Source organism: Acinetobacter sp. AG1 (genome assembly GCF_001005525.1).
GTDB lineage: Bacteria > Pseudomonadota > Gammaproteobacteria > Pseudomonadales > Moraxellaceae > Acinetobacter > Acinetobacter modestus.
The window spans coordinates 13554-28843 of the sequence record NZ_LBMZ01000107.1; the positions used below are offsets into that span (position 1 = coordinate 13554).

Sequence of the window (15290 nt, forward strand, 5' to 3'; positions counted from 1 at the left end):
TAAAGACACTTTTTTTGGGGGGCAAAACGGACTTATGCCTATACGTAGCAGCGATAAAAATGATCAACAGCAATTTATTCCACCCACCATTCTGGCGAGCCTGATCCATTATGCAGAACAACAGCAGTGGGATTATGCTGCATGGTTTCAGAATTCAGGTTTAGACATTGCACAAATACAGCAAACCCAAGCTGTGGTTCGTTTTAGCCAACTCTGTGATGTGGTTGGTCAAGCCATGGCCACCTATCAACAACCTAACCTCGGCTTAAAGCTTGGCAGTAGCGAAGGTCTGATCTCTATGGGGATTTTGGGTTTTGCCATGCAATCCTGTAAAACAGTTGCAGATGCCTTAGACATTGCGCTACGTTATCATCGTATTTCTGGCAGTGTCTTGAATATCGACTTTTCTATCCACGCTGATCTTTGTGAATTGGAAGTCACCGAACCTTATCCCTGCAATGAACTCAAAGCCTTTTTCTATGATGAATTATTTAGCAGTATCATCACTTGTTTAAACGCGATGCTAGGCGATCATGATGATGTCATCAGTCTTGAACTCAGCTATTTCCCAAGCGACTATCAACAACAATATCACGATCTCTTTGGCTGCCCCATTCAGTTTAACTGTGATAAAAATATCATGCGTTTTAGTCACCGCCTGTTGCAACGCAGCTTAAAAAATTATAGTCCCGCTAATTACGCAACTGCTATCCAAATCTGTGAACAGGCCTTAAAAGAAATAGATCAGCTCAATCAAGTCGGCTATGTCCATTTACTTGATCATTTGATTGAACAATATTTACCTGAGCGTTTTGAGATGCAGCACGCTGCTGAACATTTACGGATCAGCGAACGCCATTTACGACGGCAATTATTAGCAGAGGGCTTGAGTTTTCAACAAATCCGGCAAAATGTACTGGAACGTAAAGCCAAGCAACTCCTCGAACAGAACCTATCTATAAGTGAGATTAGCCTGCAACTGGGCTTTAGCGAATTACGTGAATTCCGACGTGCCTTTAAACGCTGGACGGGACAAGCGCCTTCAGTTTACAAACAAGAGGCTCATCTTAATTAAATATACTTTTAAAATTCTGGATTAATTAATTGGTGCTATCTAGCATTGTATAAAGAACTTCTCTCTGGAATCACTGGTGCTACACGTCATCCACAACCTGCGTGAGATTAATCAAATGCTATTTCTGCGATTAATTTAAAGAGATGCCGAAAGAAGATGGGTTTTGTGGATGACAATGGTTTTGGTTACTTTTGCCGAAACAAAAGTAACTCCAGCTGAAGGCTTATCCCCAAATAGGATGAGATCTCCGTAAGATTCCACAAAGACGATCGAACTATAAAATAAAAAGCTCAGGATTTTACCCAAGCTTTTTATCTAAAACTAAATTTTAACTTGCTGCTTGATAAAACGGTACATCACCATTAATCGTGGCACGATGCATAATTCGATGCGCCTCACCATAATCAAATAAAGCCTTATGCTGCGTACAACGATTATCCCAAATCGCCACATCACCCGCTTGCCACTGCCAACGCAAATGGAACTGCTCATTAGTTGCATGCGCAAATAAGTACTGTAGCAATTCAGCACTTTCAGTCTCATCCAGCTCATTAATACGCGTGGTAAACCCTTCGCTCACAAACAAAATTGGCTGACCCGTTACAGGATGTGTTCTCACCACAGGGTGAACAACGGGTGGATTACGCTTAAATGTGTCTTCCAGCTTTTGACGCTCAACATCATTATGCGCAAAACGCTCAATCGGGAAAGACTGACGAATATCATGCGTGGCGGTTAAGCCTTTTAGCTTTTGCTGCAAACCTTGATCCAAGGCTGCAAATGCCGCTGCCCCACTCGACCAAAGTGTATCACCACCAACAGGTGGAATCTTGATGGCTTGTAAGACACAGCCCAATGGCGGTTTCTGGCTAAAAGTCACATCGGTATGCCAAAGTTCATTGTCACGTAAGTCTTGTTTCCAACTATCCAATACAATGATTTCAGGTACATTTGCTACGGATGGATAAATGGGATGAATATGCAAAGAACCAAAACTACGTGCCAACTCCGCTTGCGCCTGAGGTGCAAGTTGCTGATTGCGGAAGAAGATCACATGATGATCCAGCAAAGCCTGTTGAATTTGTTGCGTAGTATTTTCATCAGCCGTGTTTAAATCAACATCGTGAATAATTGCACCGATTGTTGGTTTAATAACTTCAATATTTAAGGTCATCTTCTACTGCTCACACTTATAACTGTTGGCCATACCAAGGAGATAATTGCTTCTGTAACCAACGCAAAAACAATTCAAAACTAACAGCGACAATCGCAATAACAATAATGCCCAGCACTACGGTATCCGTGATCAGGAACTGTGCTGCAGATTGCACCATAAAACCAATACCGCGATCTGCTGCGACCAATTCCGAAGCCACCAAAGTTGACCAACCCACGCCAAGACCAATACGAATACCCGTTAAAATATGCGGTAACGCGGTCGGCAGAATCACATGCCAAAACACTTGTGATTGGCTTGCCCCTAACGATAAGGCTGCACGTTCACGATTGAGCTGATGGCTCAGCACACCATGGGTACTGCTGATAATCACAGGGGCAAGGATCGAAAAGAAGATCAAAAGTACTTTGGTGGTTTCACCAATGCCGAACCAGATCACCAATAAAGGTAAATAAGCCAACGGTGGAATCGGGCGCAATAATTCAACCAAAGGATCCAGTACGGCACGTACCCATTTGTTCAATCCCATCCATAAACCCAAAGGTACACCAATCGCAATCGCAGCCACTAAAGCCAACAAAACACGAGAAATACTCGCGGCCAAATGCTGCCATAAAGTGGCTTTCATAAAACCTTGTTGGCTGACTTCTAGAAATTTTTGCCATACTGCTTGTGGGCTCGGTAAGAATAGGCTTGGGACAATTTTTAATGCCGTGATCAAATACCAGATCACCAATACGCTCAAGACACTGGAAAGGCTCAGCGCTAAACTACGATGGCGTGTAAAAAAAGCACCAATTGGACTAAAAAACGAACCCGACTGTGCTTGGTTTGTCGATTGTAGTTCCTCGACCTTACTCACCTCATAGGCTGTATTTTTTGCTTGACCCGTCATACAGCTACCTCATGCCCTGCTTGTTTCTGCACACGTAGGCGTTCAAACAGTTGCTCACGTAATTGAATAAATCTCGGATCGGATTTAATCGCACGAATCGATTCACCCTGCTTATAACGATCAGCGAAATCTAGTTTTAAAGTTTCGACAATTTTTCCAGGACGAGCAGTCATCAATACCAATTGATTGCTCAGTAGCAAAGCTTCTTCAATATCATGCGTGATCAAGAAGAAAGACTTATTTTGTTCAATCCACAAATCCAGCACCAACTGCTGCATTGTTTCACGGGTAAAGGCATCAAGCGCAGCAAAAGGTTCATCCAACAAAATAAACGCAGCATGACTCACCAATGCACGTGCAATCCCCACCCGTTGCTTCATACCACCCGACAATTCCCAAATATTGGCTTGAGCGACATGGCTTAAACCCACGATTTTTAAGATTACATCGACTTGCTGCTGAATCTCTTGCGCTTTTAAACCCTTAAGCTGTAAAGCAAAACCAATATTTTCAGAGACATTTAACCAAGGTAGTAAAGCATGATCCTGAAACACCACCGAACGGCGCGCATCAGGTGCAGTCACCACTTCATGGTCCAGTGTAATTTGACCTGAACTTGGCTTTTGAAAACCCGCCAGAATATTCAGCAATGTTGTTTTCCCACAACCCGACTCGCCCAAAATCACAGTCAACGTACCTTCTTCAATCTTGAGATTGATATCTTGCAAGACAGGTACGGTCTGCTTTGGAAAAGTTAAATGAAGATGCTCCGCAGCTAATACGCTCATTTCGATCTCCTATGGCTGTAAGAAATTGGTGGTCACATTATCTTGATAATCAGGCTTCACTTGATCGACCTTGCCTTGGCTCTTTAAGAAAGTTGCGGTGTCGAAAATATTTTTGGCAAACTCACCTGATAAAGTCGCTTGTTGCTGCTGACGATCCAAATAAATATTTCCTGAAAGCAACAATGGAATATCTTTTACATCAGAACCCGTCAGTTGCGCGATTTTCTGGATATGGTCAGCATTCTGCTCAAATGCTTTTGGATCTTTCTGGTACGCCTCAACTTGTTTCAAGCTGGTTTGTACAAAGGCCTTTAAAAACTCTGGATTTTTCTCAGCGAAATCTTTACGAACCACCCATAAATCATAAGTTGGTGCGCCCCACTCGCCGACTTGTTTTGAGTCTGTTAAGACATGGCCGCTGGCTTTGACTTTGCTTAACGCAGGTTCCCAAACATAAGTCGCATCAATATCACCACGCTCCCAAGCGGCAGTGATTTCAGGTGGACGTAAGTTAATAATCTTGACTTGATTATCTGCAATATTCCAATGCTTTAAAGCTGACAATAAGCTGTAATGTGTGGTTGAAACGAAGGGTACAGCAATGGTTTTGCCAATCAAATCTTGAGGGTTTTTGATGCCTGATTTGTTACTCACCACCAATGCCTCTGAACCACCTAATTTAGCCGTCACCAGAAAGACTTCAATTGGTAAATCACGACTTGCAGCTGCAGCCAGAGGACTAGAACCAATATTCCCAATCACCACATCACCCGAAGCCAATGCATTGACCACATCTGAACCTGCATCAAATTTACGCCATTGAATTGCTTGATTACTATCACGTTCATAATCACCATTGGCTTGTGAAACCTTGGTTGGATCTACACCAGTCTGATAGGCAATCACCACCGCTTTTTTGTTTTTAGACTGAACAGGTGCAGCATCTTTTTGATTTTGATAGACAATAAAAGCAACAATCGCCACAAGGACGATCGCTGTAACAATTAACGGCTTGGTGTTATTAATGCCCATAATTAGATGATCTTTCAACAATATAGACTTATGGTATACGGCATGCTTTATGATTAAAAATAAGAAAAAATGCGTTATTTATGTTTTTTTAAGATATAAAAATCAAAATAATTGGACTTCTGTCATCTATTTTTCAAATCACTTCGATATAAAACACATGAATATATGCAATTTTTAGATTTATAAAATTAATTTTATATGTAATATATATAACAAATTTGTTAAGTATATTACATGAATATATCATTACTCATTTCATCACTCCCCACTCAAAGCACCACTGCCCGTATGCGAGTATGGCGGTCAATTAAAGCAAGTGGCGCAGCAACACTCAGAGACGGTGTTTACCTCTTACCTGCTGAGCATTCAGAAAAATTTACACCAATCGCGAATGACCTCATTTCAGAGCATGGTACAGCCTATATTTTTCAAACGACTTCGACAGAACAGCTCAATTTGGCTGAAATGTTTAGTCGCAAAGATGAATATGATTTGCTTTATCAGCAATTGATTGGGTTAAGAGAAAATCTAAATGAAATCAATAAAAAAGAATCCCTAAAACAGATTCGTAAATTACGCAAAAACCTTGATTCACTCATTGAAATTGACTTTTTTCCAACTGAAGCCAAAACACAGACCAGCAATGAAATAAATAGCCTTGAACAAATTATTCTACGTCTAGGTGAGATCAATGAACCACAGATGAGCCAAGGCAATATCCAGCCCCTACTACAAGAAAATTTTCAAAACAGAGTATGGGCGACTCGAAAACGACCTTGGATTGACCGCTTAGCCTCGGCTTGGCTGATTCAAAACTTTATTGACCCTCATGCAACGTTTCTATGGCTAGAAGCTCCAACAGACTGCCCATCATCGGCTTTAGGCTTTGACTTTGATGGTGCCACGTTTAGCCATATTGAGCATTTGGTTACCTTTGAAGTGCTGTTGCATAGCTTCTCACTGCATCAGCAACCTGCATTAAAGAAAATTGCAGAGATTGTGCATTTTCTTGATGTTGGTGGTGTTGAACCACCTGAAGCCATTGGAATTGAGAAAGTGATTCAGGGATTAAGAAGTAAAATCCAAGATGATCAGCAATTATTAGAATTATCCAATTACGTTTTTGATGGCTTATATGCCAATTTTTTTCGAGAATAGTCATGCAACAACAGATCAATCCACCAGACAACCCCATAGCAAGCATCTCTTTTTGGCAAGCCTTTTTATTCTGGCTGAAATTAGGCTTTATTAGTTTTGGTGGGCCAGCAGGTCAAATCGCCGTGATGCACCAAGAATTGGTTGAACAAAAGCGCTGGATTTCTGAAAAAAGATTCTTACATGCACTCAACTATTGCATGCTTTTACCTGGCCCTGAAGCACAACAACTCGCCATTTATATTGGTTGGTTGATGCATCGAACCGCAGGTGGCTTAGTTGCAGGCATTCTGTTTGTTCTTCCTTCTTTATTTATTCTAATTGCCCTGTCATGGATTTATGTTCAGTTTGGTGATGTGCCGATTATTGCTGGATTATTTTACGGCATCAAACCTGCGGTCACGGCGATTGTGTTTCATGCAACCTATCGTATTGGCAGTCGTTCACTCAAAAATAATTTCTTATATTTGATTGCCGCTGCCGCTTTTATCGCGATCTTCTTCTTCAATGTTCCGTTTCCATTGATTGTATTAAGTGCCGCAATACTGGGCTATTTACTCAGCAAGAAGCAACCGCATTTATTTGCAGCTCAAAGCGCTCATCAAAGTAAGCAAAAACATTATGGTGCTGCTCTGATTGACGATGATACACCTCCTCCTGCTCATGCTATTTTTCGTTGGACTCAACTGACTAAAATCCTCGTTATCGCAGCATTGTTATGGTGTATCCCAATTATCAGTTTAACCATGAGCTTAGGATGGCAACATGCTTATACCCAAATGGCATGGTTCTTTACCAAAGCTGCATTACTGACTTTTGGTGGGGCTTATGCTGTATTACCTTATGTTTATCAAGGTGCGGTGAATCACTATGCATGGCTCAGTCCAACTCAAATGATTGATGGGCTGGCATTGGGTGAAAGTACCCCAGGTCCACTGATTATGGTGGTTGCATTCGTTGGATTCTTAGGGGGCTTTAACCATGCCTTATTAGGTGCAGATCATCTGTTTTTGGCAGGTGCATTCGGTGCTGTCATTGTTACATGGTTTACTTTTTTATTTTCCTTTGTATTCATTCTCGCAGGTGCTCCGATTATTGAATCCACCCATAATGAACTTAAATTTACAGCACCACTCACTGCAATTACTGCTGCTGTTGTTGGGGTTATTCTCAATCTGGCACTGTTCTTTAGTTATCACGTGTTGTGGCCACAGGGTTTCGATCACGCTTTTAATTATGAAGCGGCAATCATCACAATTGCTGCAATGATTGCGCTGTTTAAATTCCAAATCAATGTGCTTTATGTGATTTTCGCTTCTGCACTTTGTGGTTTAGTTCTATACCTATTTGTATAAAAATTCGCACTAGAGTTGATTCACTGATCAACTCTAGTTATTCCAATCTATTCAATATGATGAATTTCCACTGACGCATGCACAATTTCCTCATGAATTGCCAATGCAACTTTGACTTGATCAGGATTTAGATCAGACATCGCTGTTTCCAGTCCAAGAATACAAGAAAATTTGCCTCTTCCGACTTTCCATAGATGTAAGTCTGTGATTTCTACCTGTGGAAGTTGGGCAATTACATTCTTTATTTCTTGTACCACTGGGTGCCCCATTTCAGCATCTAATAAGGTTTTACCTGTTTCTTGAATTAATCCCCAAGACCATTTGGCAACCAGTAATGCACCAATAATTCCAAGCAAGGCATCTAAAAAATTCCAGCTAAAATATTTCGCAGCAAATAAGGCAATAATTGCGAGCACGGAAGTCACTGCATCCGCAACCACATGTAGAAATGCGGCTTTTTGATTTAAATCATGATGATGGTGATCATGTGGGTGATAATGATCGTCGTGATGATGCTCATGTGAATGATGATGGTGATGGTGTTCATGCCCACCCTCATGTAGTAACCATGCACAGATCAGGTTGACGATCAGCCCAATGATTGCAATCGGAATAGCTTCATTGAAATGAATCGTGACAGGATGAAATAATCGTTCGATGGACTGAATCCCCATCAATAAAGCAACCACCATCAGCAAAATCGCACTGCTATAACCTGCGAGTATTTCTATTTTCCATGTCCCAAAACTAAAGCGTGGGTCATCGGCATAATGACGTGCCATTCGATAAGCAAAATAAGCCAGACCTAGAGCCAACATATGCGAGCTCATATGCCAACCATCAGCAAGCAATGCCATTGAATTAAACAGCCAGCCCCCTAAGATTTCAAACACCATCATGATGGCAGTCAAGATCGTGGCAATTAAAATTCTTTTTTGTGCTAAAGGATTTCCTTGATCAAACTGATGAGAATGACGGCGTTCTAGGTTAGTATGCTGCATTTGTTTTAGCTTTTAAATATACTCCCCCTCAGTATATATTTTTTTGGAAAAAAAGTATGTCTCATCTACACCATGACAAGAAAATTTTAAATCGTGTGAAACGGATTCAAGGACAAATCACGGCGGTAGAAAAGTCCTTATTAAATCCTGAAAGTTCATGTATAGAGGTATTACAGCAAGTTGCTGCGGTCAAAGGTGCAGTCAATGGTTTAATGAATCAACTGATGGAATTGCACTTGAAAGAGCATGTATTAAAAGACGTTGATCACGTCAATGATGAGGAAGTACAGAAATTTCTGGCTTTATTACAGCGCTATTTATAGATACCAAATTTCATGAGTGAGCTGCTCAATCTCAGATTTATCATGACTGACATATAGCATTGGAATACCTAATTCCTGTTTGACCCTTTGAAAAAAAGGAATGATCTCTGCTTTATGTGCTGCATCCAATGCAGAAAGTGGCTCATCTAATAACAACAATTGTGGCGAATACAGCAATGCTCGTCCCAATGCGACACGCTGTTTTTCCCCTCCTGAGAGCTTGATGGGCATTCGCTCAATCAGATGTTCTAACTTGAGTAACTCAATAATATAGTCCAGTTCAAACTGACGTTGCTGCGGTTGAATATGCTTAAATCCAAACAATAGATTTTGCCTAACGTTTTTATGCGGAAATAACTGCGCATCCTGAAAGACAAGACCAATACGACGTTGTTGTGTAGTCAGATTAATTTTCTGTGCCTGATTAAACCATGTTTGATTTTTGATTTTGATCCAACCTGCTTGCGGCGTAACTAAACCTGCAATGCTATGTAAAATCGTGGTTTTGCCTGAACCAGAAGCTCCAAATAAACCAATCACGGGCTGATCAGACTGAAAGCGTTGATCAAGATCAAATTGCCCTTGTTTGAGTTGGATATGACAATCAATCATCGTTAATGCCCACGCTTATTTTTTTGATAACGATTGAACCATTGCGCAAACCACAACGCAAAAAATGCCACAGACAAAGACAAAATAATCAATCGCCATACTGCGGCTTCTGTATCAGGCTGCTGCATTAGACTATACATCGCTAAAGGCAGTGTCCGTGTTTCACTGGCAATATTGCCGACAAAAGTAATGGTCGCACCAAACTCACCCAAACTTCGGCAAAAACATAAAATGCTCCCCACCAAAATACCACTACTGGCAAGAGGTAATGTCACCTGCATAAATGCCCCGAAGGAGGATGCACCTAACGTTTTTGCAGCCATTTCTAAGCGCTGGTCGACCAGTTCAATGGCGAGTCGAATTGATTGTACCAATAACGGAAAGCCCATCACCGCGGAAGCCAACACAGCCCCTTTCCAATTAAACGCAAATTCTAAACCCAATGGTGCAAGGTATTGCCCCAAAAGTCCTCGATTGCCAAACAGCTGCAACAGCAAATAGCCTGGTACGACTGGAGGTAAAACCAAAGGTAAAAACACCACCGTTTCAAACAGTGATTTTCCCCAAAACTCTTTTCGAGCCAAAACCCAAGCAATCAAAATAGCAGGAATCAAACTAAAGATAAGACAGGTTGCTGCCACTTTACATGACAGCTTGAGTACATCGAGTTCTTCAGGAGTCAGCATCATGATTCAGTTACTTGAGTACGCTAAAACCATATTTTTTAAATACTGTCTTTGCCTGACTACTTTGTAAAAATTTATAGAATTTCATCGACTCAGCATTCTTCTTGACGAGACCCATCGGATAAATAATCGGTGGATGCGTATTCTCAGGGAATATACCTGCGACCACAACATCTTTACTGATTGCAGCATCAGTCGCATACACAATACCCACCTGACATTCACCACGCGCTACAAAATTCAAAGCAGCTCGCACATCTTCTGTTTCCACCAAACGTGGCTCAAGTTTATCCCACCATCCTAATGATGTAAGCGCTTGCTTTGCATACTTACCCACGGGCACACTTTTGGTATCGCCAGTACAGAGTTTACCTTGAACAACTTTGGTAGGGTCAAAACTTTTATCTATTTTCAATTTAATCGGGTGGTCTTTCGGGGTAATCACCACTAGACGATTACCCAGTAAATTCACACGATCACTTGCTGATAACAATTGTTTATTCTGTAAATAATCCATCCATTGCACATCTGCCGAAATAAATACATCAGCTGGCGCACCTGCTTCAATCTGCTTAGCCAGCGTTGAAGAACCCGCATAAGAAGTCTTTACTTCAACTTTATTTTTTTGTTCGTAGATTGCATCTAATTCATTCACCGCATTGGTCAAACTTGCTGCGGCATAGACCGTTACAGACTCATTCGCAAAAACATTGCTACTAGAAAATACGCTACAACCAAAGATAGTACATAAAACACGGATCGCTTTCATATTGATCGACATGCCACTTTTCCCTCATAAATCGATATATTTTAAAAAACATATCGAAAGATAAAAATATGCTAAAAATAACAGAGATTAGTACTTTGCTATTCTTAATGGTGTTATGAATCAAAATAAAATCTCATAGCATGATGAAATTCCATTTCACCTAATGTGAGTTCTTCCCAGTTTGGTGCAGAAATTAAAAACAGCTCAATTTAGTGCAATCCAAATTATGAAACCTTTTCCCCTTTTGCAAAGATCGCATTTTAAAGATTCTAATTTTATTGAAATCAGAACGATAAAATATACTTCATACTTAACGATATATTCTCGAAAATATAGCGATAAGCAAAAGATTGCACTCCAAAAATACAAAAATATCGTGAAATATGTTTCAAGAACGGATCAGACGAAAAATACTTTGTATCTATTTCTAGAGTCTGGGCATAGATATTTTTCAACCAGCATCAAGCAATAGCTATGCCAAAAAAATTAGATGATTAATGCAGCCCACATAGAAACTGTTTGCTTTTCATTTATCATCACATGCAACATTGGCTAAATATTAATACTAAGTTCCTGACTCCAAGTCGATTCAGGTTGTTGATGAATATGCCAACAAACATTTTGAACCGATGTCATCAAAGACCTATTTTGGCTATCCCAATCAGGCAGCATACAGTACGCAATATGAATGCCTTTCGGATGAAACTCTCTCGCCAACGATTGTGATAATGCTCGAACACCTGCAAACATGCTTTGACTTAGAAGATCGATATGCGCTGCCATCGTCGGTTGCCCTCCAAGAAAAATCAATGTGCCACCTTGCTGACGAAGCATCTGCTTGATCATGATTTGTGAAACACTGACTGCACTCAATCCCGTATTTTGCCACTGCTGTTCAATCTGTTGAGTTAAGTCAGCTTCTTTTTGAGGATATGGAAGAAAGCTAGGTTGAAATATACATAGTTCAATCTGATGTGCTTGCCGTCGAATATGCTGCATCAAATCTTTTAAAGCCGCCTGATTGATTAAGTTCAAAGAGACAAACGTCAATTCAGAATTTTGAGATTCAATCTTTACCGATTTTTGATTGGCATCATGTAAGACCTGATAAACATGTATTGCTTTATGCTTATGCTGTTCGATACAAACTTGGCTCAAGGCTTGAATATCATCGCCGAAGAGAACAATACAAGACTGTTGCTTGAAATGTGATTGAAACAATCGTGTGAATATTTTCTTCATTTAGAACCGCTCCTGATATGGACGTAGGTCCAATTCATGTGTCCATAAATCACTACTTTGTTGATACAGCATCCAATAATTTTCAGCAATTGCTTCAATATTTAAACCACCCGTTCCACGCGTCAACCGAGCCAAACGTCCTAAACCAAACAAAGCTTTATTAACGCGATCACCATCGACCATGCCATCAACGACCACATGCGCCACATGAATATTTTGCGACTTATAGTATTGTGCGAGATTTAAAGCATATGATCTTAATGCAGACTTCCCCATAGTAAATGCTGCGAAAAATGGTTTTCCTCGCATTGAGGCACTTGCTCCAGTGAAGATCAAAGTGCCCTTTTGTTGCTGCTCAAAAATCTTTAAGCTACTTTGCGATACCCAATAGGCAGATAAAAAAGTAGAACGCCACATTTTCGTAAAAAACTGGAGCGACGTTTTTAGAAAAATTGAAGGAACATTACCGCCAACATTATGAATCACTGCAGCTATCTCTTCCCCTGAATGCGTAATCGAATCAAATAAAATCTGAATTTGTGCAGCATCTTCAGCATCCAAAGATTTTGCAATCGCTGTTCCACCATGTAATCGAATTTCAGCAGCGACATTTTCAACCTTCTGCAACGTACGTCCAACCACATAGACTTTTAAACCTGCATCAGCAAAACGTCGTGCGACGGCTGCACCAATGCCCTGCTGAGCACCTACACCAATCACCACTGCACATGGTATAGGATCAGTTAGTTTTAAGCTGTTACTTGGCACACTCATAATTGAACAATCCATTTCGCAATGTGAGGATAGCTCTTAATTTTTGCACCCCATACTTTACTCGTCCGCACGATTTCTAAAAGCTGTGAGCCAACTGCAATATCAGCTAGTGTTTGCACATCCCCAACGAGCCAACCTGTGTTGCTTAAAACCAATTCGATGCGTTCTAAATGTCGAATAAACTCAGCCTCAATATCTGCTTTTGCCATACGCCCTGTCCCTTGCATTTTTAGTTGCAAACTCAGCGCTGATTTTAGTAACGGTTTCATCAAAATGACTTCATGCTTTGGACGACCTTCAGCACTAATTGCCACGGCATGATTAAGCGCGTCGGCATCACTCACTCGGAAATGAATTTCATAAAAATATAGCAACTCATCAGCCCAATCTTCCCATAATTCAACATAGGCTTTTTGCAAAGGATCTACTGGATACAAACGAGGTAAATCAGGGTATCGCTCATCTAGGTAACGCGCAATTCGAGTACTGTCTTGAATGCGTTGACCATCAATATCCAGTACGGGTACTTTCCCAACCTTACTCAACATTGGAACTTTAGCGCCCAATACACCGTTATAATTGATGGTTTCAAATTCAATCCCTTTGAATCTCAGCATTCTTGCGACTTTTTGACAAAAAGGTGAAATTTCCCACTGATGTAAAGTAACCATTATTTTTGTTTCCTGTAAGTTAATGTCTTTATCACGATTAGATTAGTCACGCTGATCAATATACTCAATATAACCACGACCCTGTATAGTGACTCCTGATCTACTACCGTACCAGTGATACCCTCCCACATAGCCAGTCGCTAAACCAAAAAGCATTGGCGTATCGACAGTAGCATTGATATCGAAAAGTAAGGTTTTATCTTTATCTATGACTTGCCACTTAAATGTTTTAGGCAAACTCATTAAACTGCCATCTTGTCCCTGCGCAACTTCAACTTGTAAACTCAATACTTCAAAATGTACATCTGCATCTAAATGAATAGCTGTTCCATCTGCTTGTCTTAACATCGCAAACGCTGCAATTGAATGGTCTAAAATAGTCACATAGCCCAACAATAATTGTGTTGTTGCATCAATCGTCAAAACTTGATAAGTAAAGAAATCCGCAGGAATCTTCAACCATTTTGGAATAGTTCTATTGAATGGATATGCCAATGAAGGTGCTTTCCAATGTTCCCATGTGGCTAAACCTGATACTTTTTGCGTCTGATCTCGATAGCTAATTTCGCCCTCATAATTCATCAATAGGCTCATGTGCTGATAAATCGCACTGTGGGCAAACCACGAGTTTGCACCGGTGGCTGTGAGTTTTAAATCGACAGTAAAATCTTCTCTACGACTCACTAATCGAAAATGAGGATACTGCCCTGATATTTCCGCATTCTCACCAAATCTGATTAAATTATTTTGTGGATCAAATTGCATATCATGCTGAATCGAATAACTCGAAAAAGCATTTTCATTTGCCAAAGCAGTGCCATGAACCAAAACTGCTGTATTTAATGGTCCATCTTTAGGATCAACGAAAGCATCAGCGTCTACCACTTTTAACCCAAGCATGCCAAGAATTGAAGCAAAACTTAGAAAATAATGGGGTGCGGGTAAATCAGCAATCATGATGCCAAAATGAGTGCCTTTAAATGGAAAAGGATTATTAATGGCTTGATAAAAATCTGGGCCGGGATACGGAATATCTTGATTTGGACGAGCAACCCCCATGATACGACTTGCTGCCTGAGTCAATAAACCGATCGCATGATCTTTAATCCCATGTTTAACTTTACGACTATTCGGCAACATTCGTCCTGTTACCGTAACTGGAATTTCAGATTGAATTTGTTTAGAGATCATTTTTATTCTCAATTCATCAAAAATGTTTTATTTCTCTTTCAAAAATTGAATTGCGAAAGTGAAAAAAGAAGGTTTTTATACCTTCTTTTTGGTTGATTATTTTTGACGAACAATCATATTGGTTGCTGTGGCGTGAGCATACAGCTTTCCTTCTTCATCACGCAGATAGCCTTCGGAAATCACCAAATTACGTCCAACGTTAATCACTTTTCCTTCAGCAATAAGTTTTTTATTAAATGGCATTGGACGGCACATTTTGATGGCTAAATCTGTCGTACCATAGCCCTCACCTGCTGCTAGAACGGTATGCGTTGCACAACCTGTAACAGAGTCCAATACTGTCGCAGCAAAACCGCCATGTACGCCCCCTAAAGGATTGGTATGTCTTTCATCAGCAGTCGCAATAAATACAATCCGCCCATATTCAACTTCAGCAACACCTTCCATACCCATTGTTTTAGCAATTCCTGGTGGTGGTACTAAACCTTGTTGAAACGCTTGCATAATTTCTAAACCCGTCATTTGATTTGGAGTTTTCATCTAT

17 protein-coding genes are annotated in these 15290 nt (G+C 40.5%); 4 read left to right on the plus strand and 13 right to left on the minus strand.

Features of this window, described 5'->3' with window-relative positions:
• The first annotated feature begins 34 nt into the window (after positions 1-34).
• Entirely contained in the window at positions 35-1075 is a 1041-nt protein-coding gene (locus tag AAV96_RS07665) for an AraC family transcriptional regulator (RefSeq protein WP_046738880.1), read from the plus strand.
• A 328-nt stretch (positions 1076-1403) separates the two neighbouring features.
• Here AAV96_RS07665 and tauD read toward each other — a convergent pair whose 3' ends face one another.
• The 4 genes from tauD to tauA are packed head-to-tail and all read right to left on the minus strand — an operon-like array spanning position 1404 to position 4985.
• Positions 1404-2249: a taurine dioxygenase gene (gene tauD, locus AAV96_RS07670; protein WP_046738881.1), complete on the minus strand. Its 846-nt coding sequence runs from the start codon at positions 2247-2249 to the stop codon at positions 1404-1406.
• Between the two features lie 16 nt (positions 2250-2265).
• A complete protein-coding gene (tauC, locus tag AAV96_RS07675; protein ID WP_046738882.1) occupies positions 2266-3147 on the minus strand; it encodes a taurine ABC transporter permease TauC in 882 nt (293 codons plus the stop codon).
• The gene (locus AAV96_RS07680; RefSeq protein WP_046738883.1) at positions 3144-3935 is read right to left on the minus strand and encodes a taurine ABC transporter ATP-binding protein; all 792 of its coding nucleotides are present in this window, start codon (positions 3933-3935) and stop codon (positions 3144-3146) included. The genes tauC and AAV96_RS07680 overlap by 4 nt, the downstream gene beginning before the upstream one ends.
• Positions 3936-3944: 9 nt before the next feature.
• Positions 3945-4985 (minus strand): taurine ABC transporter substrate-binding protein, encoded by a 1041-nt coding sequence (gene tauA / locus AAV96_RS07685; protein ID WP_171249137.1) that lies wholly within the window; start codon positions 4983-4985, stop codon positions 3945-3947.
• Positions 4986-5201: 216 nt separating this feature from the next.
• Here tauA and AAV96_RS07690 point away from each other — a divergent pair, with 216 nt between their 5' ends.
• Entirely contained in the window at positions 5202-6125 is a 924-nt protein-coding gene (locus AAV96_RS07690) for a chromate resistance protein ChrB domain-containing protein (protein WP_046738885.1), read from the plus strand.
• A gap of 2 nt (positions 6126-6127) precedes the next feature.
• On the plus strand, positions 6128-7477 hold the full coding sequence (gene chrA / locus AAV96_RS07695; RefSeq protein WP_046738886.1) for a chromate efflux transporter: 1350 nt from the start codon (positions 6128-6130) through the stop codon (positions 7475-7477).
• Positions 7478-7524: 47 nt separating this feature from the next.
• Here the strand turns inward: chrA and dmeF are convergent, their stop codons facing one another.
• Entirely contained in the window at positions 7525-8478 is a 954-nt protein-coding gene (dmeF, locus tag AAV96_RS07700) for a CDF family Co(II)/Ni(II) efflux transporter DmeF (RefSeq protein WP_046738887.1), read from the minus strand.
• Positions 8479-8534: 56 nt separating this feature from the next.
• Here dmeF and AAV96_RS07705 point away from each other — a divergent pair, with 56 nt between their 5' ends.
• On the plus strand, positions 8535-8801 hold the full coding sequence (locus AAV96_RS07705; RefSeq protein ID WP_046738888.1) for a metal/formaldehyde-sensitive transcriptional repressor: 267 nt from the start codon (positions 8535-8537) through the stop codon (positions 8799-8801).
• On the opposite strand, the gene AAV96_RS07710 is transcribed toward AAV96_RS07705, so the two are convergent.
• From AAV96_RS07710 to AAV96_RS07745, 8 genes are all read right to left on the minus strand, one after another.
• Positions 8796-9413 (minus strand): ATP-binding cassette domain-containing protein, encoded by a 618-nt coding sequence (locus AAV96_RS07710; protein WP_046738889.1) that lies wholly within the window; start codon positions 9411-9413, stop codon positions 8796-8798. The genes AAV96_RS07705 and AAV96_RS07710 overlap by 6 nt on opposite strands.
• A gap of 2 nt (positions 9414-9415) precedes the next feature.
• Positions 9416-10102, minus strand: a complete 687-nt coding sequence (gene modB, locus AAV96_RS07715; protein WP_023274499.1) for a molybdate ABC transporter permease subunit — start codon at positions 10100-10102, stop codon at positions 9416-9418.
• Between the two features lie 7 nt (positions 10103-10109).
• Complete coding sequence (gene modA / locus AAV96_RS07720; RefSeq protein WP_227505830.1) at positions 10110-10868, minus strand: molybdate ABC transporter substrate-binding protein; 759 nt, start codon at positions 10866-10868, stop codon at positions 10110-10112.
• Positions 10869-11420: 552 nt separating this feature from the next.
• Positions 11421-12110: an SDR family NAD(P)-dependent oxidoreductase gene (locus tag AAV96_RS07725; protein WP_046738891.1), complete on the minus strand. Its 690-nt coding sequence runs from the start codon at positions 12108-12110 to the stop codon at positions 11421-11423.
• Complete coding sequence (locus AAV96_RS07730) at positions 12111-12884, minus strand: SDR family NAD(P)-dependent oxidoreductase (protein ID WP_046738892.1); 774 nt, start codon at positions 12882-12884, stop codon at positions 12111-12113.
• Positions 12881-13555 carry a glutathione S-transferase family protein gene (locus AAV96_RS07735; RefSeq protein WP_046738893.1) on the minus strand — a complete coding sequence of 225 codons (675 nt, stop codon included), beginning with the start codon at positions 13553-13555 and terminating at the stop codon, positions 12881-12883. The genes AAV96_RS07730 and AAV96_RS07735 overlap by 4 nt, the downstream gene beginning before the upstream one ends.
• A 42-nt stretch (positions 13556-13597) precedes the next feature.
• Positions 13598-14746: a DUF6670 family protein gene (locus AAV96_RS07740; protein WP_046738894.1), complete on the minus strand. Its 1149-nt coding sequence runs from the start codon at positions 14744-14746 to the stop codon at positions 13598-13600.
• A 96-nt stretch (positions 14747-14842) separates the two neighbouring features.
• Positions 14843-15286, minus strand: coding sequence for a PaaI family thioesterase (locus AAV96_RS07745; RefSeq protein WP_046738895.1), 444 nt, complete (start codon positions 15284-15286; stop codon positions 14843-14845).
• Positions 15287-15290: the final 4 nt, after the last annotated feature.